Source organism: uncultured Marinobacter sp. (assembly GCF_913055835.1).
Taxonomy (GTDB): domain Bacteria; phylum Pseudomonadota; class Gammaproteobacteria; order Pseudomonadales; family Oleiphilaceae; genus Marinobacter.
Window position 1 is genome coordinate 87,350 of the sequence record NZ_CAJXKQ010000004.1, and the last position, 26,053, is coordinate 113,402.

Below are 26,053 nucleotides of genomic sequence, written 5' to 3' on the forward strand. Positions count from 1 at the left end.
GACAACCTCACAGTTTGATGCAGACGTTTTTCATTTCGGTGTAGAACTCCAGGGAGTGCACACCGCCCTCGCGGCCCACGCCGGACTGCTTGCTACCGCCAAACGGCGTGCGCAGATCACGAAGGAACCAGCTGTTTACCCAGATAATGCCCGCTTCCACCTGGCCAGCTACCCGATGGGCGCGGCTGACGTTTTCGGTCCAGATTGCGGAGGCCAGGCCGTAAGGAAGGCTGTTGGCCAGCTCGATGGCCTCCTCTTCGGTATCGAATGGACGGATATGACAGCAGGGGCCAAAGATCTCGTCGGTCACCACCGCGGAATCGTCGGCCAGGCCAGTCCAGATGGTGGGTTCAACCCAGGCGCCACCAGCCAGTTCTGACGGCATGTCCGGAACACCGCCGCCGGTAATCACCGTGGCGCCGTCGTCGACCGCCTTCTGGTAATAGGACAGGACCTTTTCCCGGTGCTTGAGACTGACCAGTGGGCCAAAATTGGCTTTCTCGTCATCGGGCGGGCCGATATGAAGCTTCTCGGCCTCGGCTTTCAGTCGGGCAACGAACTCGTCGAAGATGGAGCGCTCCACATACACCCGTTCCGTGCCGAGACAAACCTGGCCGCAGTTGGCAAAGGCCGAGCGCATGGTGCCCTCGATGGCTTTGTCCATGTCGCAATCGGCAAACACCAGCCCGGCATTCTTGCCACCCAGCTCCAGGGAAATATCACGAATACCCTTGGCAGCGGATTTCATGATGATTTCGCCGGTCGTTGTCTCACCGGTGAAGGTGAAGCCGTCCACGTCCTGGTGTTCGGTGAGGTAGGCACCGGCAGAATTGCCGCCGAATCCGTGCACCACGTTGTATACGCCATCGGGCACCCCGGCATCCTTCATCACCTCGCCCAGCAGCGCGGTGGTGGTAGGCGTTTCCTCGGAGGGCTTGACCACCACGGTGTTGCCACAGGCCAGGGCAGGGCCGACTTTCCATGTCATCAGCAACAGCGGCAGGTTCCAGGGGCTGATCACACCGATCACGCCCTTGGGCCGCCGCACGGCGTAGTTCAAGGCACCAGAGCCATCCGGCGTGGCCATTTCGAAGGATTCGGTGGGCACGTTCTTGATCATGTCCGCGAAAACCTTGAAATTGGCGGCGCCCCGGGGGATGTCGATGTGGCTGGCCAGGGATTTCGGTTTGCCGGTATCCAGGCACTCCGCCTCCAGAAACTCGTCGAAGCGCTCATTGATGCCGTCTGCCACCCGGTGCAGGATGCGGGTGCGCTCATCCAGGGTCATTTTGCCCCAGGGACCCTTTAATGCAGCCCTGGCCGCCTTTACCGCGGCGTCGACTTCATCGCGGCCGCCCTCATGCACCTTGGCAATGATCTTGCCGTTGGCCGGGTTCACGTTGTCGAACAGCTTGCCGCTGGCCGAACCCACGTACTGGCCGTTGATGTAGTGTTTGATCTCTTTCATTGGTGCCAAATCCTGTTGCTGAAAATGTTGGTCAGGTCAAAACCGTCAGGAAGCGCTCGTTCAACTGGCGATCGTGATAGAAGATGGCCTTGCCCAATTGCTCCGCCTGCCAGGTCACCGGTTTGTGGTCCGGGTAGGTGTAGTCGCCACCACAGAACACCTCGTTGCGGTTGCCTGACGGGTCGAAGAAATAGATGGTCTTGCCATGGGTCAGACCGTGGCGTGTGGGGCCTATATCGATGGAGGTATCGGTCATGGAAATCAGGTCTGCTGCGCGCAGCACGTCTTCCCAGGTTTCCAGATAGAAGGATGCGTGGTGGAACTTGCCCTTCTCTTCATGGTGAATGAAGGCAATATCGTGCTCCTTCATGGAGACGGTCAGGAACTGGGCAATCCGGGTGCCTTCCGGGTCCAGCACCTGCTCGGCGAGATGGAAGCCCAACACGTTCACAAAGATGTCGTACACGGCCGCCAGCTCCGGACCATAGAACAGGCAGTGGTCAAACCGCACCGCTTTCATACCGGACAGACCGCGAGGCCAGGCTTCGGGATTCACCTCGGTGACACCCCATTTGCCCGTGTAAAGCTTGTCGGCATATAGCTCGAACGCATGGCCGGAAGGGACGGTAAAGCGGACCCGGCGGCCGCAGTCTTTCAGCTCGCCTTCGGGAATCTGCTCCACATCCAAACCGTAAGCCACCAGGTCTTTTTCCAACTGAACGAGAGCTGCTTCATCCACAACCTTGAAGCCCATGAAGTCACAGCCGGGCTCGTCGGCCTCAACCAGTACCACCGAGAACTTATCCACTTCGGTCCAGGCCTTCAGATAAACCCGACCCTGTTCGTCGCGGTCTGTTTCAATCAGGCCCATCAGGTCTGTGTAGTGTTTGACGGCTTCCTCAATGTCCAGAACGCGGATCTGAACGTGGCCGGGACGCATAACACCTTTTTTCATGACGATTACCTCTACGGTTTTGTTTTTGTCTGTTCGGCGAGTGGCGCTGCAGGTTGCGGCATACACTCGATCATCAAGTCGGTTCTCGGGTAGATCCGGCAGGCCAGAACTTCCCCTTTATCAAGAGCCTCCGGTGGACAGTGGGCCTTGCTCATCTTTCCGCACCGGAACTCGCCTTCAACAACGCGGATCTTGCAAAACCCGCAGCCGCCGCCCCGGCAACCCACCGGGACACACTTCTTGCCAACCAGCTCCATGGCCTTGAGAACACTCTGGCCCTCGTCGCACCGGAACCGGTCGCCGGTCGTGCGGTTGATCACATGGAATACCGCCATGCTTCCTCCGCATCAGATCTTCTTGAACAGCGCCGAACGCTGGTTGTCTTCCGCGCCGTCTGCTGCCGTGAGGAACTTCTCCATAAAGATGTCCCGTTCGAACAACCGGCCCTGCATCAGTGCGGTGATCGCGGAATCGATCATCGGCGGTGGCCCGCACATATAGGCTTTGTTGCCGGCGAATCGGCCGTCGTAGTGTTCCTTGGCGGCGTCATGAACGTAGCCCCGGAACCCCTGCCAGTCGGCATCATCGGCGGCATCGCTCAAGGCGGGCACGTAGGTGAAGTGCTCGTGGTCACGGGCGAGGGCTTCAAACAGCTCCCGGTTGTAGAGCTCGGCCTGGTTTCTCGCGCCCTGGAACAGGGTGATTCGGCGCTCGTCGTTCTGTTCCAGCAGATCGAGGATCATGGATTGCGGGCTGGAAAGGCCGGAGCCGCCCGCAATAAAAATCAGATCGCCCGGCTGGGAGCTGCGGACAAAGAACTGACCATAGGGGCCAGAGAGATTCAGCTTTTCGCCCACCTTGAGCTGCTCATGGATGTAGGTAGTGGCGGCACCGCCCGGAACCAGGCGAACATGCAGTTCCACTTCGTCGGCCTTGCTGGGCGGGTTGGCCAGTGAGAATGCCCGGGGGCCATCCACATCCGGCAGTTCGATATTGATGTACTGGCCAGCCTGGAACGTCATTGGGCGGTCCAGCTTCAGGTGAACGCCCTTGATGGTGGGCGAAAGATCGACGATATCGGTGACGGTGGCGCTGTAGTCTTCCACCGGGTAGCCCTCGAAATCGGGGTCCACGTCAATGTCCGCTTCAATGGTGACGTCGCTTTCGACCGTGGCGCAGCAGGCGAGGACCTTACCCTCGTCCCGCTCCATGTCCATCAGGGCAAAGGGCGAGGCGTCACCAATTTCCACATCACCCTCCAACACCTGGACTTTGCATGTTGCACAGGTGCCATGACCGCAGGCAAAGGGCAGCCAGACACCCTGGCGGAGCGCGGCCTGGAGGATGGTCTGGCCGTCCTCCACTTCGATCTGCTCGCCGATAGGCTCGATAGTTACGGTATGACTCATGGCACTTCTCCCCGCTCAGTAGCCGACGTTGGCAATGCCGTTCAGCCCCGGCGTGGTCACCGTGAGCATGCTTTTATGATCAATGCCGTTGTCTTTCAGGCTGGCGTCAGCCCGCGGCGTGAAGGGTTCATCGTTCAGCAGCCACTCGGCATTCAGGAAGTCGGCTTTGGCGGCGTCCGGATGGGCGGCAGTTGCCGGCTTGATGATGGTCTCGACGAAGTCGCCGAAGGTCATGTCCGGCTGCACCAGCAGCGCAAACGGCGCGCAGAACAGCAGGTGGTTGGGCCAGTAGACATACAGCAGCTGCATGCCGTTGAAGTTCTCAACCTTGTCTTTCGGTTCGAACTTGTAGTCGTATAACGCGTTAACACTCATGGTGGTCACCTTGTTGTTTTTGTGGGTGGTTCGCCCGGCGCCAGAGGCAGCCGGGCGATTCCCGGGTCACTGTCAGGCTGCGTCTTTGCTCTGGTCAGCCGGTTTCTGGCCCTTGATGGAAAGCCAGTGCTTGTGGTCCGGGGACCCTACGTACTCGAAATTGTCCTCGCCGATATTGATGTGGTAGTACTTCTGCACCACGGTCTCGACATCGGCGCCCTCGCAGTTGCCCTGGTAGATCTGGTGCACTGGCAGCCAGGCCTGGACATACTTCTCCGGCTCGTCCTTGAAAAGGTCGCAGCAGGCTTCGGAGCAAAAGTGGTAGCGCTCGCCTTCATGCACCAGCTGGCGATGGCTCAGCTTGGTGGGCGCACCCATCTCTGTGAACAGGGTCGGCACCTGGCACACCTGGCACAGCTGCGGCAGGGTGTTGTTGTAGAAGCGCCGGCCAGCGGCGGCCTCTTTCGCCAGGTACTCGTACCGGGGGCGGTAGTACTTGTCGAAAGTTTCCGGGTACTTCTCGGACATCCAGTCCATTTCTTCCTTCTCCGGAATCCAGGTATGGAAGTTGGTGGCCTGGCTGTACTGGTAGAAGGTGGTCCACAGCTGGTGGCTCAGGTGATGCTTGGCATCGTTGGCCACATCCTGGTACTTGGGCGGACGGATGCCATAGCGCTCCAGATCCTTGAACAGGGCACCGCCGTTCTGCTCGTAATAGACTTCCCAGGCCTCGGCCCAGCTCATCACCTTGTTCGGCAGCATGTAGTCCATCATCATGCTGACCAGGCTGAGCAGGCGGAACCCGCGCCAGAACCACTTGTCGATCCAGCGCTGAACGATGGGCACGTTGTCCTCGTGCTGTTCCAGGATGAACTTGATGACCTCAAGGCCCAGGGTCATGTGCCGCGCCTCATCAGACTGGGCCGAGAAACCAAAGGTCACTGTGGCCATGTCGCCGTTGTAGGCGGCGCCGGACATGAAGGGCACGAACAGAAGGTTGGTCAGCACGTACTCGAAGGAGAACGAGATGGCAGTCAGGAACTCGAACGGGCCGGCGGAGCGGGCATCGTCAAAGAACGACTTGGGCACTGACAGGAACCACACCCGGTCGTGCATGTAGGCGGCATCGTGCAGGCCATTGAAATGCTTGTTGTAGTGGCTCATGGCGTGCTGCTGGGTCTGGGAATGACGCAGCTCGTCAATGGCCTGCATCTGGCACGCCACGCGCGCACCGGCACCGCTAAACTGGCGGCCTACTTTGGCATAGCCCTGGTACGCCGCGTGCTCGAGCGGTGACACGCCGGTCAGGAACAGCTTCAGGGCGTTTACATAGCGGGCGTCCGAAATGTTCTGATGGCCGTTGTTCTGGGCAAAGGCATCAAAAATTGCGTACAGCTTCTTCTCTTTTTCGGCCTGGTACTTCCAGTAGGCATCCATGGTCAGACGGAATGGATCTTCCCACTGGGACCAGTCAGTGATCTTGATACCCTCGAACTGCTCGTCCGGGAAGATGTCCTCTTTCTTCTGATAGCTCGGCTCCCAGGCCATGTCCCGGGTCAGGTACTGGTACTTGTCTTTCAGATTCAGCTTTTTGTTTTTAACAGCCATGATGTGTCTCCCGATTATTTCCACTCAAGGATGAAGTGGTCATCGTCTTCGTCGACGTTGCCGCCAATACTGATGACATCGATAAGCATTTCCTGGACATCCCAGTCGCGGCCCAGCTTTTCTTCCATGGTCTCCCGGTTGATCACCAGGCGCTTCTCGGCCTGGATCCGGATCATTGCCGGCTGGTGCTGAACCTCCGCTTCGGGGTTGTCTTCCTGAATGGCTTCCACCATGTAGCGGGCGTTGTCGTTGTCCTGGAATGCGATGAATACGAGCTGGCTCATGCCGATACTCCCTGGGTGTTGAGCCCGAACTTCTTGAGACGGGTGGCGAGTTGCGCCCTGACCTCATTGAGGGCTTCCACGCCAACGGATGCTTCCGCCAGCGGCTTCAGGGCGTTGTAGATTTCCGGCTCCCACTGGTCGGCCCAGGTCTGGAGCTGCTGGAGGTTGGCTTCACTTTCGCCGGCAACCACCTTGACCATGGCGTTGGTCCAGCGTTGGGAATCCTTGTACCAGTCGCGCATGAACTCGGTGAGCATGGAAACGTCTTCGGCACCCTGCTCCTCCCACCACTGGTCCATCTTTTCGTAAACCAGCGGGAACAGCAGGCCATCCATCAGCACGTTCTGAATGAGGGTCAGCTCGAACCAGTCCTGGACAACCAGGGTGTCTTCCACCAGCTTGCGCATGGGTTGCCAGAGCGCGTCGTCCATCCAGTAACCCTTGGACTCGTCCAGCCCGGCACCGGTAGTGCCGTCAATCATCAGGGCAATTCGCGAGAGATACTGGCCTATACCGAGACGGTCCATGGCCTGGTAGATGTGCATCTGGGACACCGTGGTTGCGGTGGCCTCGCCTGCGATCTTGCTGTTGTTCATGTTGGCGCCCAGTTCCAGGTGACGCAGGGGAACCAAAAGACGCAGCAGCATGTGGCGGGTTTCTTCCGGCAGCCGGGTCAGCAGGTTGCGCTTGTCGCAGAAGCCATAGCTGGTCTCGGCGGCTTCCTGCATCTTGGCGCGGTTACCCACGTAGGCGCCGTAGTAGAACTGGCGGGGATCGGTGACTGCATACCAGTCTTCCATGCGGATGGCAGTACGCCGCTCGTCGTTGAGTTCGTAATCCGGATCCCACTGGGGGCGGTAGTGGAAATTGGTTTTCGCCTCCAGGTCGTAACTGGCTTCCTGGTAGCGGGTGGCGGGCTTGTCTCCAAAACGGCGTGCAATGTGGCCGTAAGTCTGACGGATGGGCTCCACCGAGTTGGTCTTGATTTCGATAGTCATATCAACCTTACCGTGTTGTTTTTGTGGAACAGAACGTTGATGGATGTTGCTCAGTAACGCTGGCCGCGCTCCCCGAACCGCCACTTGACCATGTCTTCGTCAATCTGGCGGATCATGTCGGAGTCCATGTGGACCACGTTGTTGTGCTTGCAGAAAATCTCGAACGCCTCCCTGGGCAGAACCAGTTCGACGAACAGCTCCGGGTGACCGATGGCAAAGTCGAACTCCACGAATTTATCGCCCGGCTCGCTGCGGACCCGTATGTAGCGGGTCATCTCGTCAAAGGATTTGGCTCGTGTCTCGCTGGTCATGATTTGCACCACTGGGTTTGTTGTTGTCTGGGAGGGGACGAGCAACGCGTGTGCCAAACCCGTCAAAAAGCCGAGCGTAAATATCCATCCAACTGTTTTTAAAACAGTTATCAGTCATTCGAAATGAATCAGCGTGAATAGATCTTGGAGAGTACCTGCTGCTTCCGCGGCTATCTTTTTACTAAATGATCAATTTCCCCCGCCCGAATAACCAAATGCTGAGACGCTCTGATCTCGCCCTGCTGCAAGCAGTTTTTTATCATTTGGTTGATTTGTGACATCGATCAGGTATTAACTATTTAAGCGAAATGCCAACAGGCTCTCCGAAAAGAGCAGTCCCCGCCGACAACAACAAAAGGGGTGAACACCATGGCTGTAAGCTACAAGCCACAGCTGAGTTATTCAGACTTCAGGGATCTCAAGGACCAGATCCAGTTTCAATCCACGGAGGGCAAAATCTGGTTTGGCGAACAGCGTATGCTGTTGATGAATCTCAGTTCATTGGCAGCATTCCGTCGCGAGATCGTTAATAGCATGGGCATTGAGAGAGCCAAGGGATTCTTCCTGAGGCTTGGCTATCTCTCTGGGCTCAAGGATGCTGAGCTGGCCCGCAAGCTGAGGCCTCATTGCAGTGAGCTGGATATTTTTCTGGCCGGTCCGCAACTTCACTCACTGAAGGGTATGGTGAAAGTCGTTCCCCTGGAGATCGATCTGGACCAGGAAACCGGAGATTTTTACGGACGCTTCGAATGGATCGACTCCTGGGAAGTGGAGATCTGCAAGACCGAGCTGGGTCTTATGAAAGAACCGGCCTGCTGGGTACTGCTGGGGTATGCCTGCGCCTATACCTCATCGTTCATGGGCCGGGAAATCATCTTCCGGGAAGTCAGCTGCCGGGGCTGTGGCGATGAGAAATGCATGATCGAGGGTAAACCTGCTGAGCAATGGAAGGACGGGAAAGAGTTCTCCCGCTACTTCAAAGCGGATCCGATCATCGAAGAGCTTTACGATCTTCAGGAACAATTGAACTCCCTGCGAAGCTCCTTTCAGCGGCAAGAAGGCCAGTATTACGGCATTGGCCAGTCCGCATCCTATAACAAGGTGTGCCGGATGATTGACAAGGCCGCACAGGGAAAGGTGTCGGTACTTCTCCTGGGCGAGACAGGCGTCGGCAAGGAAGTAATAGCCCGCAGCGTCCATTTGCGGAGCGCAAGGGCTGATGGCCCCTTCATCGCCGTGAATTGCGCGGCCATTCCGCCTGACTTGATCGAGGCGGAACTCTTCGGCGTTGAAAAAGGCGCCTATACCGGAGCAAACCAGTCGAGAGAAGGGCGTTTCGAGCGCGCCAACGGTGGAACGATCTTTCTGGACGAGGTTGTGGAACTCACCCCCAGAGCCCAGGCCACTCTGCTCAGAGTATTACAGGAAAATGAACTTGAAAGAGTGGGCGACAATCGCACCCGAAAGGTCAATGTTCGAGTGATAGCCGCCACCAACGAGAGCCTTGAACAGGCGGTCGAGGACGGCCGTTTCAGAGCCGACCTGTTTTATCGCCTGAACGTTTTCCCGGTAAAAATTCCGCCGTTGCGGGAACGACTTGAAGATTTGCCTTTGCTGGCTGGCCACTTCCTGGAGAAGTTCCACGCCCAGTATGAAAAACGCACTCTGGGTTTATCGGACAAAGCCCTCGCCCTCTGCATGGCCTATCAGTGGCCGGGCAATATACGGGAGCTTGAGAATGTCATCGAGCGCGGTGTCATCCTGACCGACAACAACGAATCCATCAGTCAGGATGCCCTGTTCGTCTCGCCTCCTCCATCGGAGCCGGTGTCCATAGAACGAATCGATGCAGACGGTAATGTCTGCGTCGGCCAGTCTGCTGGCGAGGAGGTAAGCTGGTCTGATCATATCATCAACAGCGGAATCAGCCTGGAAGAAGTGGAAGAAACGCTGATGCGGCAGGCCATGGAACAGGCAAACCAGAATGTCTCAGGGGCTGCTCGAATTCTAGGCCTGACCCGTCCCGCTCTCGCCTATCGACTTAAAAAGACTGGCATTCTCGCGGAAAGCTGATTCTTCAAAGAGTATCTGCAACATGGAAGTTGCACCTCCTTCACACCGACTATGACGAAATGGACAACCCCGCCTACGGCTTGATCATTTGATAAAAATCAACGCTGTGATCCCACGTTATCGAAAATCAAAACCCGCCAAGCAAAAAGCATTTTTAATTTTATTTTCAGAAGCTTAGATCGTTTAAATCTGTTCTGGCACAGCCGTTGCTGAACCACCGTCAGTCGCTTTTCCACAAAAACAAAGACGGTGACATAACATGCCATACCCCATGGAATGCCCACGCGGCAAAGTTCCAATCACGTTCGCCCTTGCCGGACTGTCGGCGCTGCTGACCGGTTGCGAGGCGCCGCTGAATCTTGAAGCGGTACGCCAACAGTCCCAGCAAGCCATTCAGCGAACCGATTTTTTCCAGTCCGTCGCCCGGAACGATCAAATCGTCGCCATCGCCGGCAACAACGGCGCGTTGCTTGTGAGCGAGAACCGCGGTTCGGACTGGCAACGGGTCCCGGTGCAAACCACTGAGAGTTTTCTTTCCCTTGAGACCTGCCCGGACGGTAGCTTCATCGCCCTGACCTTCAACAATCAGCTCTGGCACGGGAACCCTGCCGGTACCCGGTGGGCTGCCCATGAGCTTCCGAGCCAGGAGCAGATGATGACCGCCGATTGCGCGCCCGACGGCACCTGGTGGGCGGGCGGCAGTTTCACCACGCTGCAGAGCTCATCGGATCAGGGTACGACCTGGCAGGAAACTTCCCTGAATGAGGACGCCATTCTCACCAACCTCCAGTTCCTCGATCCGGAAACGGCACTTGCGACCGGAGAATATGGCCTGGTTCTGAAAACCCTGGATGGTGGCGAGACCTGGGATTACGCCGGCTATCTACCGGACGAATTCTATCCCCATGCAGCTTACTTCGAATCAGCAGACGAAGGCTGGGTTGGTGGCCTGAACGGTTTCATCTACCACACCACCGACGGCGGAGAAACCTGGGACCGCCAGCCTACCGACACCAGCATGCCGGTGTTTGGCTTCGTCAAGGCCGGCAATGCCCTGTTTGCCCTGGGTGATAACGCCACGGTTCTGGCGTTGTCCGGAGGCAGCTGGACAGGTCTTGAAACACCCAACCAGCCCCTTTACCTGCGCGACGGCGTGGTTCTGGCCAACAACCAGCTCCTGGTAGCCGGAGGCCGCGGCCTGCTCCTTCAACTCGACATTCCCGTGGCCTCAGTGGCCAGCAACAACCGAGGTAACTGATCATGGCCGGACTGCATAGATTCACGCATTTCCTGCATCAGCTGGAACTCTGGATTTTCAGGAACCCTCGTAAAGTCCTGTCGCTGATTGCCATTCTGACGCTGTTTTTCGCGCTGCGGATTCCGGGACTGAAAATCTTCACGGACTTCGCCGATCTGTTGCCCCAGCAGCATCCATACATAGAACTGCACAACAGCATCAAGGACGACTTTGGCGGCGCCAACGTCCTGGTGGTTGGCGTTGAGTTCGCCGAAGGCGACATCTTTTCCAATGAGAATCTGGCGACCATCGACCGGGTAACCCAGGCGGTCGACAGCCTGCCCGGCGTAAACCACAACCTGGTTGCCAGCGTGACCCACCGAAATTCCCGCGAGATCTGGCTTACCGAAGTAGGCAGCATCAATTCCGAGCCTTACTACGACTCCACCCGTGGCGAGTACTCGGGGCAGGCGCTGGCCGAGATGAAAGCGGCAGTGGCTGCGAACCCGCGGGTCTACGGCCCTCTGGTTTCTCCAGACTTCAAGATGGCACTGGTGAAGGCTCAGCTGATCGAGGGCAAGCTCGACTACGAGAAAACCTTTGCCCAGTTGCAGCAACTCCGCCAACAGGAAGCCGGTGACGGTGTCACTATCTACGCCACAGGCCAGCCCGTACTTGTTGGCTGGGCCTACACCTACATGGACCAGATTCTGCAGATCTTCATCTTTACCGTTCTGGCCATGCTGGCACTGCTGGTCTTCCATTTCCGCAAAGCCTATGGGGTACTGATTCCCCTGGGCGGCGTTCTGATCTCCACGATCTGGGGCCTTGGGATCATCAGCCTGCTCGGGTACAACCTGGATCCGCTCGGGCTGGTAATCCCCTTTTTGATTGCTGCCAGGGCCATGAGCCACGGTGTTCAACTGGTCGAACGGTATTACGCTGAAACCCGCGAGCTGGGCGAGGGGCCGAAGGCCGCCAAGGCTACCTTTGACAGCCTGTTCCGCCCTGGTTCCCTGGGCGTGGTGTCTGACGCCATCGGCCTGTCACTGATCGCCATTGGCTCGATTCCCCTGAACACCCACCTGGGGATCTATGCCTCTCTCTGGGCCATCACCGTTGTCTTCACGGTTCTGATCGGTGTTCCCCTGCTGCTTTCGATCCTGCCCACACCAAAGAATGCCGAGATGCGCGAGACCGCCCTGCGCTATATCGGCAGCAGCTGCTCACGAACCGTCACTCGCCCCGGACGGGCAAAAATTGTACTGGCAGCGGCGGCAGTCTTGATGGGTGCCGGCGTCCTTGCGGCGTCCAACGTCCAGATCGGCGACTCCGAACCCGGTTCTCCGATCCTGTACCCGGACCACGATTACAACATTTCCTCCCGCGTGGTGAATGACCGCTTCCCCGGTTCCGAGGAGCTGTATGTGATCGCCGAAACCGACGAGAAAGGCGGCCTCAAGCGGCCGGAAGTGCTCAAGGCGCTGTCGGACTTCCAGGCGCACATGCTCACCGATCCCGGTGTTGGCGGATCCAAAGGTCTGCCCGACCTAGTCAAGCAGGTAAACCGGCTGATGCATAATGACGATCCACGCTGGTACCAGATTCCCCACGACCAGCGCTATGTGGGCGGCCTGATGTTCACCTACATGGCATCAAGCCCGATTCCCGGCGCGCTGGATGAGTTCAATGATACCGACGACCGTGTCGCCAATCTGGTGTTCTTCTACAAGGACCGCCAGGGCGAAACCATCCGCCGCGCCATTCACATGGCCAAGGAATGGATCGCCGAGAACGGCGACAGCGTCGAGGGTCTGACCATCCGGTTGGCGGGCGGAACACTCGGCGTTGCCGCAGCTATGAACGAATCGGCGTTCGACACCAACATGATCGTTTTGCCCCTGGTGTTCCTCCTGATCTTCGCCTTCGTGATGCTGTTCTACACCTCCTGGCACGCCGGGTTAATGATGCTGCTGGCAATGCTGTTCGCCACTACCCTGACCTACGCCTACATGGGCCTGTACGGGCTCAGCATCGACATCAATACCGTGCCGGTAATCGCGGTGGGTATCGGCGTCGGCATTGATTACTCCATCTACATGATGGACCGCATACGCGAGGAAATGGCCAAGTGCGGCGAGCTGCGCGAGGCGGTGCGCCGGGCAATAGCCACTACAGGCATGGCGATCAGCTTTACGGCTCTGACCCTGATGGCCGGCATCATCATGTGGGTGATTTTCTCCGACCTTCGCTTCCAGTCCGATGCCGCCATGCTGCTGTGCGTGATGATCGTGATCAACGGCATCGCCGCCATGCTGCTGGTGCCCTCCTGGGTGCTGGTGTTCAAGCCCCGCTTCATTACCAACGTTTACGCGGACGAGGACGGCATTCTCCACGCCGACAGTCAACGTCCCGAACCAACTCCCTCACCAACCGACACCAGCCGGGAAAGTGATGGATACGTAGCCGGAGCCGCGTCCCGGGCGTGACCCGGGGCAAGGCTCCAGAACAACCCAAACGAGGATCTGCCATGCAAACAAAAATAAAAGGCCTGAGTCTGTGGTGCGCTGTATTCTCCAGCACCACTGCACTCACCCTGGCTGCGCTGCCCGGCACTGTTGCCGCGGAGGATACCAGGATCAATGGCTTCTATGAGAACGCAACCTACGCACGTGACGGAGTGGGTCTCTCCAAATTCCGGAACACCATTCAGCTCGAGGGGGAAAAACGGATAGGTAACGTGGGCATTTTCAGCAATGTCTCCGTAAACGGCACGCTTCGCGGCACCTACGACGGTGTCTACGACCTCAATGATGACGAATACGGCAGTGAAGCCGGCGGGCCGATTCAGCTCCAGGACATTGCCCAGGGCTCGGTTCCCCACGGAGGCGGTATTGCGCCCACACCGTTCTTCGGCTTCGGCATCAATGAGAACCCCAACGACGGCATGGTAGTTCTCGGCGAGCACCTGCATGATCAGGACAATGGTGTTGCCTTTGGCGTACCCGTACGTCCCTGTGACGTCGACAGCCGCGGCTGTATCGATGACTACCTGGACAAGGACGAAGATGAGCTGCGTTTCCAGGAGTTCAATGACCGTCTGGATTTCATCCGGGAACTCTATGTTGATTTCGATCTGAACTTCGACAGTGGCAACGTACTCAGCACCCGTCTGGGTAAACAGCAGGTCATCTGGGGCCGCACCGATCTGTTCCGGGTACTGGACGTGATCAACCCGGTGGACTATTCCCGCAACAACATCTACGACGAACTGGAAGATATCCGGATTCCCATGTGGATCCTGAAAACGGACTATCGTATGGGCCCGACGGAAGTGTTCGAAGGCTTTGCCTTTGACGACCTGAACTTCCAGGTGGTGTGGAACTTCGACGAGTTCCGTCCCCACGACATCGGCCAGTGTGGCCAGCCTAACGTGATCCTCGACGCCGGTTGTTTCTTCCGGGGCATGAACAACCTCTGGGAAAATGGCGGCACCGTGGCCAACTTTGCAGGCGCCACACCCGATGGTGGTCTGGCCACCGACTTCGGCCCCGGCCAGATCGGTATCCGCCGCGCCAATATGCCGAGCTGGAAGCTGTCCAATACCCAGCTGGGCCTGAAACTGGAAGGTGTCTATGGCGACCTGGGTTTCTCCCTGAACGCCCTGACCTACCGTTCCCAGTTGCCCTCGCTTCGTGGCGGCATTCCAGCCCAGAACCCGTTTGACGGTACAACAGACGTTTATCCGTCTCTGATCGCCTTTGATATCCACTTCCCGCGGGTCAACCTGGTGGGTGGCTCCCTCGACTACTACTCCCAGGGCATCGACACCGTATTCCGGTTCGAGACCGCCTACACCTCGGGCGAGGAGTTTGCCAACACCCTGCGCGAGAGACTCTATTCCGAGTCTGACGTGGCACGTTACGTTATTGGCGCAGACAAGAACGTGTTCATTCCCTTCCTGAACGAAAACCAGTCGTTCCTGTTCTCCGGCCAGATCTTCGGCCAGCACATTCTTGATCACGAGCGTGAGCAGAGAACCTATGGTGAGGCCGGCATTCCGGACTGGGAGCACAACTGGATTGGCACCCTGCTGATTCAGGGCTTCTACATGAACAACCGTCTTATCCCGAAACTGATTACGGCTCACGACTTCCGCGCCCAGGCCACCACGCTAGCCCCGAGTGTTGACTGGATCGTGACGGACCGGTTCCGGGTGACCGCCGGCGCCAACGTGAAGGTGGGTGACGGTGCCCGCAAATTCGACGACTGCCGTTCCTGTAACCCCTGGGATCCGTTCACCCAGACACCGGGTGTGGTCAATCACCAACTGGGTGAGTCCGCCGGTCTGGGCGGCTATGAACCCCTCGGTCGCTTCAAGTCCGGTCCGATCGGCATGGCCCAGGAAGAAGACGAAGTCCAGCTGACCGTTCGCTACAGCTTCTGATCACGAGGTAACACCATGAGACAACAAACAATGAAATACTTCACACGCACACTGATCGCTGGCTGCACCGCCAGCCTGATGGCCACAACCGCTCTGGCGGACGAAGCGGTTATCACCGAATCCTTCTACCCCTACAAAACCGAGACGCCGCAGCACGAAGGTCTTGAGCCCGGAATGGTGATCGACCAGTCCAACGTCGCCCAGTTCAAGGACATCATCGACCCGGCCTTCTACGGTTTCATTGAACAAGGCTGGACCACCATGGTCGTGGGTGAGACCACGTCGTTCGATCTTCACCCGAGCTACGTTGAGGCAACCCGCCTCGGCATGGATCAGGTCACCCTCGGCGGCCAGGTGGGCGAAATCAACGGTTGGCAGGCAGGCCGCCCGTTCCCGGAAGAGCCCAGCGCCGATGATCCCCGCGCCGGTGAGAAGCTGGCCTGGAACTACAAGTACGGCTACAACTGGGGCGACAGCGCCGCTATCTCGCCGTTCTACTGGAAGTACCGCGACATGAACTCTGGCGACGTTGAGCGCACCATCAAGTTCAACTTCCACTTCCTGAACTACAAGGGCCGGGTGAACCAGGAACCAACCCCTGAAATCACACCGAACCCGTCCGACCTGTTCCGGGCCATCTACCTGCAGGTACTGGATCCGGCAGATGTGCGCGACACCCAGTTGCTGATCCACCGGGCCGCGGATGACCTCAAGCGGGACAACTCCTGGCTTTACCTCGGCTTCCAGCGTCGCGTCCGTCGTCTGGCCACGGGCCAGGTCACCGATGCCTTCCTCGGTTCCGACCTGATGATCGAGGATTTTGAAGGCTACAACGGCCGGATTTCCGACATGAACTGGACCTACAAAGGTACCCGTTACATGCTGATGCCGTTCTACAACCACAATGAGCTCAAGCTGGACTCTGAAACCCACAGTGACAGCGACGGCTACCAGGTGGTTGCCTTCAGCGGACAGGGCGGATGCTTCCCGGATATCACCTGGCAGCTTCGCAAGGTCTATGAGGTCGAGTCTGTGCCGGTCGATGAGAGCCATCCGCTGTCAAAGCGCGTGCACTTCATGGACGCCCAGACCTTCACCATTCCCCGCACCGTGTCCTATGACCGTAAAGGCAGCCTTTGGAAAACCTTCACCATTGGCCAGGCCCATCCGGACCATCACCTGCCCAAGAACAAGGGCACCGGTGTTTCCATCGACGACAGCTTCAGCATGATCGACGTGCAGGCCAGCCACTGCACCACTGGCCAGTTCAAGGGCCAGGTAGATCCTGAAATGTCGCCGCCCAATATGTTCAACGTTCAGTACCTGCGCGCCACGGGCAGTTAACCGGGCATCATTGTTGCTCCTCTCTCGGGCCCGCTTCGGCGGGCCCCTTTTTTGGACTATGGAGGATATCGGACATGACAGATAACCAGTCTGCCGTTGGTAAGCAGGATTCAACCGCGCCCCTCACAGTCGTTGTTTCGCGGCGAGTCAGGAAGGGCCAACAAGAGGCATTTGAAGCGTTAAGCAGCCAGATGACCGAGCGGGCGTCCCGTTTTCCCGGTTACCTGGGCACGGCCATGTTCCGCCCGGCATCACCCGACGATCCCGAGTACCGGATCGTGTTCAAATTCCGCGATCGGGAAAGCCTGACCGACTGGGAGGAATCGGAGGAACGAGGCGAGCTGCTGGAACAGATTGAAAGCCTGCTGGTACAACCCAGCGAACGGGAAGTCACCTCGGGCATCGTTACCTGGTTCACCCTGCCAGGACAGAACCCGGTACAACCGCCCCCCAAATGGAAGATGACCATTGTCAGCTGGCTGGCACTTTACCCGGCGGTAACCCTGGTTTTCGTCATTTTCGGGGATCTGCTGGCCCAGGTGCCACTCTTGCTGCGTACGATGATCGTCACGATCGTGGTGATGGGGTTAATGAGCTATGTGTTGATGCCCAGAATGACGAAATGGTTCAAGTTCTGGCTGTTCCCCGATCGCCGGAGAAACAGCCGGTGATTTGTCGCCGGTGCCATCACTCATAGGTGCTGCATTAGCGCTCGCAATCTCGGGTTATCCGGGAAACGCAGCAACAATTCGCGGGTGACTTCTCTGGCTTTGTCCAGATGCTGGAGTTGGAACAGGGCCACCGCGTAACGATAACCATAAAGCCACTGGTCCGGTGCCAGTTCCGAGGCTTGTGCGAGATCGTCCAGGGCCAGGCTGTACTCCTTCAGTTTCAGATGGATCAGACCGCGCAAATGGATGAGGCTGGCATCGCCCGTGCTTTTAACGAGAGTACGGTTGATGGCATCGATTGCTTCCAGATTGCGTCCACCTGAGCGCAGGATATCGGTCAGAAGAATAGTGGCAGGTACATAGCCCTGGTCTTTACTCAAGGCCTTTTCCAACACTTTTTCGGCCTTGTAGACAAAATCCCCTGCCAGCAGGTAGCGGGCTTTCAGGACAAGCCCCGACGGCAGGTCCGACTGCATGTCGAGAAAATGCTCATACTCGCCACGCACGTTTGCCCAAGGCTCGGAATCCAGTTCAATACCAAGCCAGGTCATCGACTCGAACGCAGCGATCCGCACCGCCAGCGACATATCACCCAGTCCGGCCTCACCCAGTTTCCGCGCATGATCGGCCGAGCCGTGACGAAGCACGCGGAAGACGCTCTCCCGAATGACCGCGTCCTCACTGGCTGCCAGATTCTCAAGCAGGGCCTGCTGTTCCCGGGCCAGCCACTGTCCCTGCTGCTCCAGCAAGGTGGCCCGGCGAAGCGCGGGTTCGTTGGTATTCTGAAGGTATTCCAAAATGCCCGGAACAGGGCTCTGCTGAGCGCCATGCCAGGTCTCTTGCTCATAGAGTTTCGGAAACCAGCCAGCCACTTGATCAATTGACCAGTCCCGGCTCTTGTCGGTATGACACGCCAGGCATACATCGGGACTGCCACTGACCTTCGAGATGTCCGGTCGTGGCACCGTAAAGCTGTGTTCGCGCCGGGTATCAATCTTCATGAAGGTGCTTTCCGGCATATGGCAGTTCACGCACTGGGCCCCCTCACTCCCCTGTGGGTGGCGGTGGTGCTCTGGCGTGTCAAAATCACCGGCGTTGTGGCACTGCGCGCACACGGCATTACCCTGCGCTTTCAGCTTGCCGCTGTGGGGGTTGTGGCAATCGCTGCAGACCACGCCGGCCTGGAACATCCGGCTCTGTTCAAAGGAGCCCAGCACAAACACTTCTTCCCGGACACGGCCATCGGCGTAGTAGAGCGGCTGGTCAAGACGGCTCAGGCTGAACTGATCATGAACCTGACCACCGCCCTGATCGGCGAGGCTGGTTCTCAGTGAATGGCACCGTCCACACGTGGGAACCTGATGTGGGCTGGACTCTGCTCCCTCATGCCGGGGCGGCTGTTTTCCCTGACTGACCAACCAGGCACCCATGGCGGCAAGTTCCAAACCCGCGGCCATCTCAAACTCACCTTCACGAGCTGCCCGGGCATGCTTTTCCGCGTTTTCATGACAGGCCACGCAACCGACAGAAACCTGCTGCCAACGGGTGTCGTAGCTGTCTGACTCTACGTCATAGTTGCGAGTCAGCCCGGTGGAATGACAATCCGCGCACTGGTTATTCCAGTTCTGATAAACGCCAGTCCAATGCATGGCATCGCCAGGGTGGTTCTGATTCGGCTCGTCCAGCCTGAACCAACGCTGCCCGCCCTCAGACTCGGCCCGGGTATCCCAGGCAATATTGAAGGCCTGCAGACGACCGTCACCAACATCAATCAGATATTGTTGGAGTGGGTAAACACCAAAGGTGTATCTGACCTGCCATTCCCGGGTGTCTCCGCCTTCCTGCACACGGATAAAATAACGATCGTCTTCAGACTGGAAACTCGCCCGGACCGCGCTGTCTGAAAAACGACCACCTGAGAAGTTCCCTGCCACCGTGTCCGGGGTTGCGGGAGCCATTGCTGCAGCATGCTGGGAATCGGACCATTGGCGAACTTCCTCAGCATGACAGCCGGCGCAGTCGGAGACATCGGCAAGGACATCCTCCAGAGCGGCCAGCATTAGCGCGACGATTGCAAAGACAGTCAGAAAATAGTTGACCATATCATTCAGTTCCGGGACATAATTCCAGAGTAGTTGACCAGATCGTAAAGCCAGTAACGGTCTTTGAAGCAATGCCGGCGCTCACACTGCCTTACCTGCAAGATCCGACCCGGTTTCCCATAGCATGGCCTGGCAATTGCTTGTTTTTATTCAAGTACAGGACAACGCTCCTGGTGTAGCAGACAACAACAACGACACTGCCATGAATCAACGCAACGTACCGTTTCTCAGCAACGTAGGCGTGCAATCGCCCGATTTCGAGGAGGCGCGGCATTTCATCAATTCCCGGATTGACGACCGGGATGTTCGCCCGATGTCCTCAAGCGGTCACAGCAAGAATATACTGACCTGGCAACCCCTGGACCGCTCTACCCTGTTTGGCGCCCGCTGGTCGGAAAAGGTACACATCCAGTCCGAACCTCAAACCACTTTTCACGCCATTCTGGTGCTGGAAGGCTGCATTCATTGCAAAGTCAGTAACATCAACGTCACCGCCGGTGGACTTCTGCTCATTGCTCCGGGCCAACAAGCGGACCTGATCTGGGAAAAATCCACCCGTTCGGTGGTAATCAACCTGTCCCGCCAGGCACTAGTGGATCATCTTGGCATTCCGTGCCTGGAAGTGCTCGGCAACACCTCTGCCGTACTGAGGCCAGAGGAGCAGGATGCCCGCCTTATCCGCCAGGGCATTGAATGCATTGCGCAACAGCACGATATTTGCCAGGGCAACCTGGATATCGCCCTTCAGAGACAGTGGCAGAGCCTTTTGCTGACCCATTTCTCGAAATGCATTCTGCAGGCATCCCGGATCAATCCGACCATCCTGCCGGCCAAGGTGCGACTGGTGACCGAATGGATACAGGCCCACCTCCGGCAGCCCATCTCGGTGGCTGATCTGGTGAATGTCTCCGGTAGCAGTCGACGCTCCATAGAGTCCGGGTTCCGCACCTACCTGAACACAACTCCGGCCAGGTACATTCTTTGCCACAAGCTCAAAGGGGTTCGTGATCTGTTGCTTTCCAATGCTGAGATCAGCGTCGGCGATGCAGCCTACGCTTTCGGCTTTCAGCACCTGAGCCACTTTACCCGGCACTATCAGGACGCGTTTGGAGAGCTACCGTCTGAAACGGTTCGCCAACGCCAGAAGAGTCGGGTTATCCTCCAATAAAAAGGCCCGGTCTCAGACGAACTGAGCCGGGCAACACGCTCGCAGAGTCAAAAGGTTACGTTAAAACCAACCGCATAATTCGTGTCGATGACTTTCACGCCCTGAACCACTGCCGGTTCGTCATACTGGCCGGTTTCCGCCCAGACTTTCAGTGCCGGGGACAGTCGCTGCTCGACTTTCAGGGTGTATACGGAATTATCCGCGGCATCATAATCATGATTCTTTTCCTTGAATCCCAGGGCAATGCCCGCCCCGTTATCTGCCTGGTAGTAGGCTGAAACACCGTAGGCGTCATAATCCGCCTTGCCTTCCGGGGCCAGCGGGTAGGGAGAATCGCGGTTATTTTCCCAGGTCGCCCCCAGCGTGAGGCCGCCGATCTTGTAGCTGGCTCCCGCCGCAGTAATCAGATAATCATCGGTGGCAAATGGCGGCAGCTGATTCTGCATCAGCAGCGTCGTTCCGATGGCGACGCTGAGATCGCCGCTCCTGTGCACCAACCGTATCGAACGACCATCCACATTCTCATCATTGCTGTCGTTCAGGGTAATCGCCGCCACGACCGCCTTGGTGTTCAGGAACCAGGGTGTGTGGTAGGCAAAGGTGCCTGAGGTCCGGTCCGGCTGGGCAAAGATGCCATCCGGGTTCAAATCGGCGTGGGATTCGTTGTATTCATAGTGATTGATCGGGCCATAAATATCGCGCCACTGGCCGCTGGTGCCTCGGGGCGCCACCACGAACATGCCGTATCGGGTAGGAAGCCAGAACTTGGCCTCTTTTACATGGATATCGGCCTCACCATCACGCCCGGTCGACGGATCGTCCGCGCTGTTGGCGGCGCCAGCCAGGTCCACCTCTACGGCATAGTTGAGGTTCAGTTTCTCTTGCAGAGCGACTTTGCCCTGCAGCCCAAGCTCGATTTCGAAGGCATCCGCCTCGGCATCTTCGCCCTCGACTTTCAGCGCCCCGGCACTCAGGAAGCCATAGAAATCCGGTTTTTCCAGTTCGACCGCCATCGCCTGCGTTGCCACTGCTGCGGAAACCGCAGCAGCCAGAAAAGTTTTCATCAGTTTCATCGGTTATCTCCTGCTCGGAAAGTTGGTTTGGGATTACTCGACACACTTGCCATACAGACAGGTGGTGAAGCTGTAACCGACTTTCCTCATATCGGCAGGATCGGCCGGGAAGACGCCATTCCGTCGGATGTAGTTATCCCATTCGGCTAGCAGTTCCTTGAGCTTTTCAGGATTCTTGTCGGACAGATCCGTGGTTTCGGTGGGATCATTGGCCAGGTCGAACAGTTGCCACTGGCCTGGGCCATAGGGCTCTTCCAGCAGCCGGATTTTCCAGTCACCCATGCGCACTGCAGAACGCCCGAACAGTTCCCAGCCAACCACACGATTCTCCGGGCCGTTACCGTTCAGGCCTGGCAGCATGGAAACGCCCTGGATCTCGAAGATGTCGCGGCCGTTGTAGGGACTGGTCGGCTGTTCAATGCCCGCCAGCTCCAGGAAGGTCGGCATCACGTCCATCACGTGGAAGAACTCGTTGCTGATTTTTCCTTGCGCATCGTCACCCGGCAGATTCAGGATGGCAGGCACGACCAGGCCGCCCTGGGTTGGATAGCCTTTCCACATCGGCCACGGCGTGGCACTCACCTGTCCCCACTGCGCGCCGTACCAGATGTATGAATTCGGCCAGCCAATGTTGTCGTAGCTGTTATCGTATTCGCTGGCGATCCATTCCTTGTTCTTCGGCAATACTTCCGGGCTGTTGCCATCGGCGCCATTGTCCGACATGAACAGGACAACGGTGTTGTCGAGCTCACCGGTACTCTCCAGATGGGCAAGGACGCGACCGATGTTCTCGTCCATGTTGTCGACCATGGCGGCGTACACTTCCATCTTGCGCGCCTCAACCTTGCGCTGCTCGTCGGTCAGTTCGTCCCAGCTGGGCAGTTCATCAAAAGGCACGTTGGCTGCCAATTGGTGGCCCACCAGGCCCATTTCCTTCATCTTGTCCAGGCGCTGCTGACGAATCGCCTCGTAGCCCTCGTCGTAACGGCCCTCGTACTTTTTGATATAGGAATCAGGAGCCTGCAGCGGCCAGTGGGGTGCGGTGAACGCGAGAAAACTGAAGAAGGGTTTGTCGCCGGCGGCGTCTATGTAGGAAATCACCTTGTCGGCGTAGAAGTCCGAGGAGAAAAAGCCCTCGGGCACCTCAACCTGCTTGCCGTCCTCGAGGTAAACCGCCTTCGGGTCGACCCCGATGATGGCCCGGCCATCGTCAAAGTGGCTGGCGCCGCCCTGCACCAGCACCCAGGAATGATCAAAACCGCGGGCAGCCGGACTGAGTTCTTCGGTCCGGCCCAGATGCCACTTACCGGCAATGGAGGTGCTGTAGCCATTGTCACGCAGAACTTCCGGCAGCGTGGCCACCAGATCATTCAGATAGCCTTCATAGCCCGGCTTGCCTTTCTGTTCCGCCGTCAGCAATTCGGCCATGTTGCCAATGCCTGCCTGATGGTTATCGGTACCCGACAACAACATGGAACGGGTGGGAGAACAGGTCGGTGCGGTATGGAAATTGGTCATGCGGATGCCTTCGTCCGCAAGAGCATCAAGGCTCGGCGTTTCAATTTCGCCGCCGAACGCTCCAAGATCGGAATAGCCGAGGTCATCGGCCACAATCAGAAGAAAGTTGGGTTTTTCAGCCTGGGCTGCGGAGGCCAGTGTGGAGGCCGCCACAAGTCCAAGCGCCATACCCAACCGACGAAGCAGTGCATTGTTCTTGTACATACTATGCCCTCAGTCAGATTCGTTGTTTTGCCACCCGTGTGGTGGGAACCATTCTGATGAGAGCCTGGAGGTAAGGGTTATCCCGTATGCGCAGGTGCTGTCATATTTGCGCAACAAAGTGAAAGGTCGGAGGGAGGTTCCTGCAGGGAGTTTTCGTGTTACTCCCCGGCCGTGCTGACGACCGGGGTGTCTTGGCAAGAATCAGAAATGAATCACAGACCGGATGCTCTTGCCCTCATGCATCAGGTCAAACGCCTTGTTGATATCCTCCAGTTTCATCTCGTGGGTGATGAACACATCAAGCGGGATCTCGCCCTTCTCGGCTTTCTCCACATAGCCCGGCAGTTCAGTACGGCCTTTTACTCCGCCAAACGCTGAACCGCGCCAGACCCGGCCAGTGACCAGCTGGAACGGACGGGTGCTGATTTCCTCACCGGCACCGGCCACGCCGATGATGGTGGATTCACCCCATCCTTTATGACAGGCCTCCAGGGCCGCGCGCATCAGCTTCACATTACCCACGCATTCGAAGGTGTAGTCGGCACCGCCGTCGGTCATCTCGATGATCACTTCCTGGATCGGCTTGTCGTAGTCGTTGGGGTTGACCACGTCGGTCGCACCCAGCTGTTTGGCGATGTCGAATTTGCCCGGGTTGATATCAACACCGATGATCCGCCCGGCCTTGGCCATCTTGGCGCCGATGATTGCTGCCAGGCCAATACCGCCGAGGCCGAAGATGGCCACGGTTGCGCCTTCTTCTACCTTGGCAGTGTTCAGCACCGCACCTATGCCGGTGGTAACGCCGCAGCCGAGCAGACAGACCTTGTCCAGGGGCGCTTCCTTGGGAATCTTGGCCAGGGAGATCTCCGGCAGCACGGTGTATTCGGAGAAGGTGGAACAGCCCATGTAGTGGTACAGCGGCTGGCCCTTGTAGGAGAAGCGGGAGGTGCCGTCTGGCATTACCCCCTTGCCCTGGGTGGCCCGAACCGCACCGCACAGGTTGGTTTTACCAGAGGTGCAGAACTTGCACTCGCCGCACTCGGCGGTGTAGAGCGGAATCACATGGTCGCCCACTTCCAGGCTCTTCACGCCCGGCCCAACCGCCTCGACAATGCCACCACCTTCGTGGCCCAGAATGGTTGGAAACAAACCCTCGGGGTCAGCACCGGAGAGGGTGTAGGCGTCGGTATGACAAACACCGGTGGCAACAATGCGCACCAGGACCTCGCCTTCCTGAGGCGGCGCCACATCAACTTCAACGATTTCTAGCGGCTTGTTGGCTTCGAAAGCAACCGCTGCACGGGATTTAATCACTGTCTGACTCCTGTTGAATTTGGGTCTGGGTGTTGGGTTCGCGCCACGATATACCGGCTGTCCGTTCATTCTAGCCGAAGTGCGCAACCACATGGGCGCCGAAATCTTTTCCGGAACTGACTCGTATCATCTGATAGCTTGTAGAAATCGAACGAGGAGCAATTACGTTGCGTACGCTTTACTGGTTTACGCGGGACCTCCGCCTGCACGATAACGCCGCGCTGCTGGCCGCATCCAAGTCCGACATGCTGTCTTGCGTCTACGTGGTGGATCCACGCTGGTTCGCCCCCGGCTCCCTGCAAAGCAAGGCTATGGGCTACCACCGCTGGCGTTTTCTCTGGCAGAGCCTGATGGCCCTTGAAAGGAGCCTTCGGCCATTGGGGCAAAGACTCCACATTGCCTTTGGCGAGCCCGAGACAGTCATCCCGGAACTTGCTCTTGCTCACAACATTGAGCGCATTGTTCGGTCCCGCCAGCCGGGTACCCAGGAAGCCGGACAGTGGCGAGTCATCAAGGACAAGCTGCCCAAGACCCTGTTCCAGCAATTCGAGACACTCAGCCTGTTCACCGAGGGTTCCCTGCCAATGGCGCTGAGGGATTTGCCGGACACCTTTTCCCAATTCCGCAAGCAGGTGGAAAAAAACGGTGAACGCTGCTCCGAGTGCTTGCGAATCCGCACCCTGACGGCGCTCCCGCCACCGCCGGGCTTCCCGGAAGACAATCGTGGCGACTGCCCGCCGATACCGGAGCCGGTGCATCCGTTACAGTTCATGGGCGGTGAAACGGCTGGTCTGGAGCGACTGCGGGAATTTCTTTATGGCAACCACAGCATTGACCGATACAAGGAAACCCGGAACGCCCTGGATACCTGGGATGCCTCCTCCAAGCTCTCACCCTGGCTCGCCAACGGCTGCCTGTCGGTCCGGGAAGTGGCCGAAACCATCACCGAATACGAAGCCAGTGAGACCAAAAACGAGTCCACATACTGGCTCTGGTTCGAGCTGCTCTGGCGCGAGTATTTCTTCTGGTACGCCCTGAAACACGGGGCCAATCTTTTCCGCCGGGATGGCGTCCAGCGCAAGCGTCGACACGGCACCTTCTATGGCCATCGTTTCAAGGCCTGGTGCCAGGGCAACACCGAATACCCGATCGTAAACGCGGCAATGAATCAGCTGCGGGAAACCGGTTACATGAGCAATCGGGCCCGGCAGTTGGTGGCCAGCTGCTTCATCAATGAACTGGGTCTGGACTGGCGCTATGGAGCGGCATGGTTTGAGGAGCAGTTGATCGACTATGATGTGGGAAGCAACTACGGCAACTGGCAATACTTGGCTGGCGTAGGGGCGGACCCGAGAGGCCTGCGGCAATTCAATCTGGAGAAACAGACGCAGCAGTACGATCCCACCGGCACCTTCATTGACCGCTGGGGCGGACACGCGGAACAGCCCGTAGGTTTACACACAGTGGATGCGGCAGACTGGCCCCTGTAGCAGA

At 57.8% G+C, this 26,053-nt stretch carries 21 protein-coding genes; 8 read left to right on the plus strand and 13 right to left on the minus strand.

Features of this window, described 5'->3' with window-relative positions:
• Nucleotides 1-7: 7 nt before the first annotated feature.
• The 9 genes from QZ534_RS04015 to QZ534_RS04055 all read right to left on the minus strand — a co-directional run bounded on the left by QZ534_RS04015 (nt 8) and on the right by QZ534_RS04055 (nt 7,408).
• Complete coding sequence (locus tag QZ534_RS04015; protein ID WP_296931665.1) at nt 8-1,468, minus strand: 2-hydroxymuconic semialdehyde dehydrogenase; 1,461 nt, start codon at nt 1,466-1,468, stop codon at nt 8-10.
• Nucleotides 1,469-1,499: 31 nt separating this feature from the next.
• The gene (locus tag QZ534_RS04020) at nt 1,500-2,423 is read right to left on the minus strand and encodes a catechol 2,3-dioxygenase (protein ID WP_296931669.1); all 924 of its coding nucleotides are present in this window, start codon (nt 2,421-2,423) and stop codon (nt 1,500-1,502) included.
• 11 nt (nt 2,424-2,434) lie between these two features.
• Nucleotides 2,435-2,758 carry a 2Fe-2S iron-sulfur cluster binding domain-containing protein gene (locus QZ534_RS04025; protein ID WP_296931671.1) on the minus strand — a complete coding sequence of 108 codons (324 nt, stop codon included), beginning with the start codon at nt 2,756-2,758 and terminating at the stop codon, nt 2,435-2,437.
• Nucleotides 2,759-2,770: 12 nt separating this feature from the next.
• The gene (locus QZ534_RS04030; protein WP_296931673.1) at nt 2,771-3,832 is read right to left on the minus strand and encodes a phenol 2-monooxygenase domain-containing protein; all 1,062 of its coding nucleotides are present in this window, start codon (nt 3,830-3,832) and stop codon (nt 2,771-2,773) included.
• A gap of 15 nt (nt 3,833-3,847) precedes the next feature.
• Nucleotides 3,848-4,207, minus strand: a complete 360-nt coding sequence (locus QZ534_RS04035; RefSeq protein ID WP_296931675.1) for a phenol hydroxylase subunit P4 — start codon at nt 4,205-4,207, stop codon at nt 3,848-3,850.
• Between the two features lie 72 nt (nt 4,208-4,279).
• Nucleotides 4,280-5,815: an aromatic/alkene/methane monooxygenase hydroxylase/oxygenase subunit alpha gene (locus QZ534_RS04040; RefSeq protein ID WP_296931676.1), complete on the minus strand. Its 1,536-nt coding sequence runs from the start codon at nt 5,813-5,815 to the stop codon at nt 4,280-4,282.
• Between the two features lie 14 nt (nt 5,816-5,829).
• Entirely contained in the window at nt 5,830-6,099 is a 270-nt protein-coding gene (locus QZ534_RS04045) for an MmoB/DmpM family protein (RefSeq protein ID WP_069182666.1), read from the minus strand.
• Nucleotides 6,096-7,097 carry an aromatic/alkene monooxygenase hydroxylase subunit beta gene (locus QZ534_RS04050; protein WP_296931679.1) on the minus strand — a complete coding sequence of 334 codons (1,002 nt, stop codon included), beginning with the start codon at nt 7,095-7,097 and terminating at the stop codon, nt 6,096-6,098. The genes QZ534_RS04045 and QZ534_RS04050 overlap by 4 nt, the downstream gene beginning before the upstream one ends.
• Before the next feature lie 50 nt (nt 7,098-7,147).
• Nucleotides 7,148-7,408, minus strand: a complete 261-nt coding sequence (locus QZ534_RS04055) for a phenol hydroxylase subunit (protein ID WP_209399214.1) — start codon at nt 7,406-7,408, stop codon at nt 7,148-7,150.
• A 369-nt stretch (nt 7,409-7,777) separates the two neighbouring features.
• On the opposite strand from QZ534_RS04055, the gene QZ534_RS04060 reads away from it, so the two are divergent.
• From QZ534_RS04060 to QZ534_RS04085, 6 genes are all read left to right on the plus strand, one after another.
• Nucleotides 7,778-9,481 carry a sigma-54-dependent Fis family transcriptional regulator gene (locus QZ534_RS04060; protein ID WP_296931682.1) on the plus strand — a complete coding sequence of 568 codons (1,704 nt, stop codon included), beginning with the start codon at nt 7,778-7,780 and terminating at the stop codon, nt 9,479-9,481.
• A gap of 259 nt (nt 9,482-9,740) precedes the next feature.
• On the plus strand, nt 9,741-10,739 hold the full coding sequence (locus QZ534_RS04065; protein ID WP_296931684.1) for a YCF48-related protein: 999 nt from the start codon (nt 9,741-9,743) through the stop codon (nt 10,737-10,739).
• Nucleotides 10,740-10,741: 2 nt separating this feature from the next.
• Complete coding sequence (locus QZ534_RS04070; RefSeq protein WP_296931686.1) at nt 10,742-13,207, plus strand: MMPL family transporter; 2,466 nt, start codon at nt 10,742-10,744, stop codon at nt 13,205-13,207.
• Between the two features lie 41 nt (nt 13,208-13,248).
• Nucleotides 13,249-15,165, plus strand: coding sequence for a DUF1302 family protein (locus QZ534_RS04075; RefSeq protein WP_296931688.1), 1,917 nt, complete (start codon nt 13,249-13,251; stop codon nt 15,163-15,165).
• Nucleotides 15,166-15,180: 15 nt separating this feature from the next.
• Nucleotides 15,181-16,509: a DUF1329 domain-containing protein gene (locus QZ534_RS04080; protein WP_296931690.1), complete on the plus strand. Its 1,329-nt coding sequence runs from the start codon at nt 15,181-15,183 to the stop codon at nt 16,507-16,509.
• 74 nt (nt 16,510-16,583) lie between these two features.
• Nucleotides 16,584-17,180 carry an antibiotic biosynthesis monooxygenase gene (locus QZ534_RS04085; protein ID WP_296931692.1) on the plus strand — a complete coding sequence of 199 codons (597 nt, stop codon included), beginning with the start codon at nt 16,584-16,586 and terminating at the stop codon, nt 17,178-17,180.
• 20 nt (nt 17,181-17,200) lie between these two features.
• Here QZ534_RS04085 and QZ534_RS04090 read toward each other — a convergent pair whose 3' ends face one another.
• Nucleotides 17,201-19,282, minus strand: coding sequence for a tetratricopeptide repeat protein (locus QZ534_RS04090; RefSeq protein ID WP_296931694.1), 2,082 nt, complete (start codon nt 19,280-19,282; stop codon nt 17,201-17,203).
• 202 nt (nt 19,283-19,484) lie between these two features.
• Between QZ534_RS04090 and QZ534_RS04095 the strand changes: the two genes are divergently transcribed.
• A complete protein-coding gene (locus QZ534_RS04095; protein WP_296931696.1) occupies nt 19,485-20,450 on the plus strand; it encodes a helix-turn-helix domain-containing protein in 966 nt (321 codons plus the stop codon).
• Nucleotides 20,451-20,497: 47 nt separating this feature from the next.
• On the opposite strand, the gene QZ534_RS04100 is transcribed toward QZ534_RS04095, so the two are convergent.
• From QZ534_RS04100 to QZ534_RS04110, 3 genes are all read right to left on the minus strand, one after another.
• On the minus strand, nt 20,498-21,523 hold the full coding sequence (locus tag QZ534_RS04100) for a porin (protein ID WP_296931698.1): 1,026 nt from the start codon (nt 21,521-21,523) through the stop codon (nt 20,498-20,500).
• Nucleotides 21,524-21,556: 33 nt separating this feature from the next.
• On the minus strand, nt 21,557-23,245 hold the full coding sequence (locus tag QZ534_RS04105; RefSeq protein ID WP_296931699.1) for an arylsulfatase: 1,689 nt from the start codon (nt 23,243-23,245) through the stop codon (nt 21,557-21,559).
• 201 nt (nt 23,246-23,446) lie between these two features.
• Nucleotides 23,447-24,559, minus strand: coding sequence for an S-(hydroxymethyl)glutathione dehydrogenase/class III alcohol dehydrogenase (locus QZ534_RS04110; RefSeq protein ID WP_296931701.1), 1,113 nt, complete (start codon nt 24,557-24,559; stop codon nt 23,447-23,449).
• 167 nt (nt 24,560-24,726) lie between these two features.
• Between QZ534_RS04110 and QZ534_RS04115 the strand changes: the two genes are divergently transcribed.
• The gene (locus QZ534_RS04115; RefSeq protein WP_296931703.1) at nt 24,727-26,049 is read left to right on the plus strand and encodes a DASH family cryptochrome; all 1,323 of its coding nucleotides are present in this window, start codon (nt 24,727-24,729) and stop codon (nt 26,047-26,049) included.
• The last annotated feature ends 4 nt before the right edge of the window (nt 26,050-26,053 follow it).

Excerpts from the sequence above, each read along its gene's own strand:
- QZ534_RS04015 (WP_296931665.1), bottom strand. The coding sequence starts at position 1,468 with ATGAAAGAGATCAAACACTACATCAACGGCCAGTACGTGGGTTCGGCC.
- QZ534_RS04020 (WP_296931669.1), bottom strand. The coding sequence starts at position 2,423 with ATGAAAAAAGGTGTTATGCGTCCCGGCCACGTTCAGATCCGCGTTCTG.
- QZ534_RS04025 (WP_296931671.1), bottom strand. The coding sequence starts at position 2,758 with ATGGCGGTATTCCATGTGATCAACCGCACGACCGGCGACCGGTTCCGG.
- QZ534_RS04030 (WP_296931673.1), bottom strand. The coding sequence starts at position 3,832 with ATGAGTCATACCGTAACTATCGAGCCTATCGGCGAGCAGATCGAAGTG.
- QZ534_RS04035 (WP_296931675.1), bottom strand. The coding sequence starts at position 4,207 with ATGAGTGTTAACGCGTTATACGACTACAAGTTCGAACCGAAAGACAAG.
- QZ534_RS04040 (WP_296931676.1), bottom strand. The coding sequence starts at position 5,815 with ATGGCTGTTAAAAACAAAAAGCTGAATCTGAAAGACAAGTACCAGTAC.
- QZ534_RS04045 (WP_069182666.1), bottom strand. The coding sequence starts at position 6,099 with ATGAGCCAGCTCGTATTCATCGCATTCCAGGACAACGACAACGCCCGC.
- QZ534_RS04050 (WP_296931679.1), bottom strand. The coding sequence starts at position 7,097 with ATGACTATCGAAATCAAGACCAACTCGGTGGAGCCCATCCGTCAGACT.
- QZ534_RS04055 (WP_209399214.1), bottom strand. The coding sequence starts at position 7,408 with ATGACCAGCGAGACACGAGCCAAATCCTTTGACGAGATGACCCGCTAC.
- QZ534_RS04060 (WP_296931682.1), top strand. The coding sequence starts at position 7,778 with ATGGCTGTAAGCTACAAGCCACAGCTGAGTTATTCAGACTTCAGGGAT.
- QZ534_RS04065 (WP_296931684.1), top strand. The coding sequence starts at position 9,741 with ATGCCATACCCCATGGAATGCCCACGCGGCAAAGTTCCAATCACGTTC.
- QZ534_RS04070 (WP_296931686.1), top strand. The coding sequence starts at position 10,742 with ATGGCCGGACTGCATAGATTCACGCATTTCCTGCATCAGCTGGAACTC.
- QZ534_RS04075 (WP_296931688.1), top strand. The coding sequence starts at position 13,249 with ATGCAAACAAAAATAAAAGGCCTGAGTCTGTGGTGCGCTGTATTCTCC.
- QZ534_RS04080 (WP_296931690.1), top strand. The coding sequence starts at position 15,181 with ATGAGACAACAAACAATGAAATACTTCACACGCACACTGATCGCTGGC.
- QZ534_RS04085 (WP_296931692.1), top strand. The coding sequence starts at position 16,584 with ATGACAGATAACCAGTCTGCCGTTGGTAAGCAGGATTCAACCGCGCCC.
- QZ534_RS04090 (WP_296931694.1), bottom strand. The coding sequence starts at position 19,282 with ATGGTCAACTATTTTCTGACTGTCTTTGCAATCGTCGCGCTAATGCTG.
- QZ534_RS04095 (WP_296931696.1), top strand. The coding sequence starts at position 19,485 with ATGAATCAACGCAACGTACCGTTTCTCAGCAACGTAGGCGTGCAATCG.
- QZ534_RS04100 (WP_296931698.1), bottom strand. The coding sequence starts at position 21,523 with ATGAAACTGATGAAAACTTTTCTGGCTGCTGCGGTTTCCGCAGCAGTG.
- QZ534_RS04105 (WP_296931699.1), bottom strand. The coding sequence starts at position 23,245 with ATGTACAAGAACAATGCACTGCTTCGTCGGTTGGGTATGGCGCTTGGA.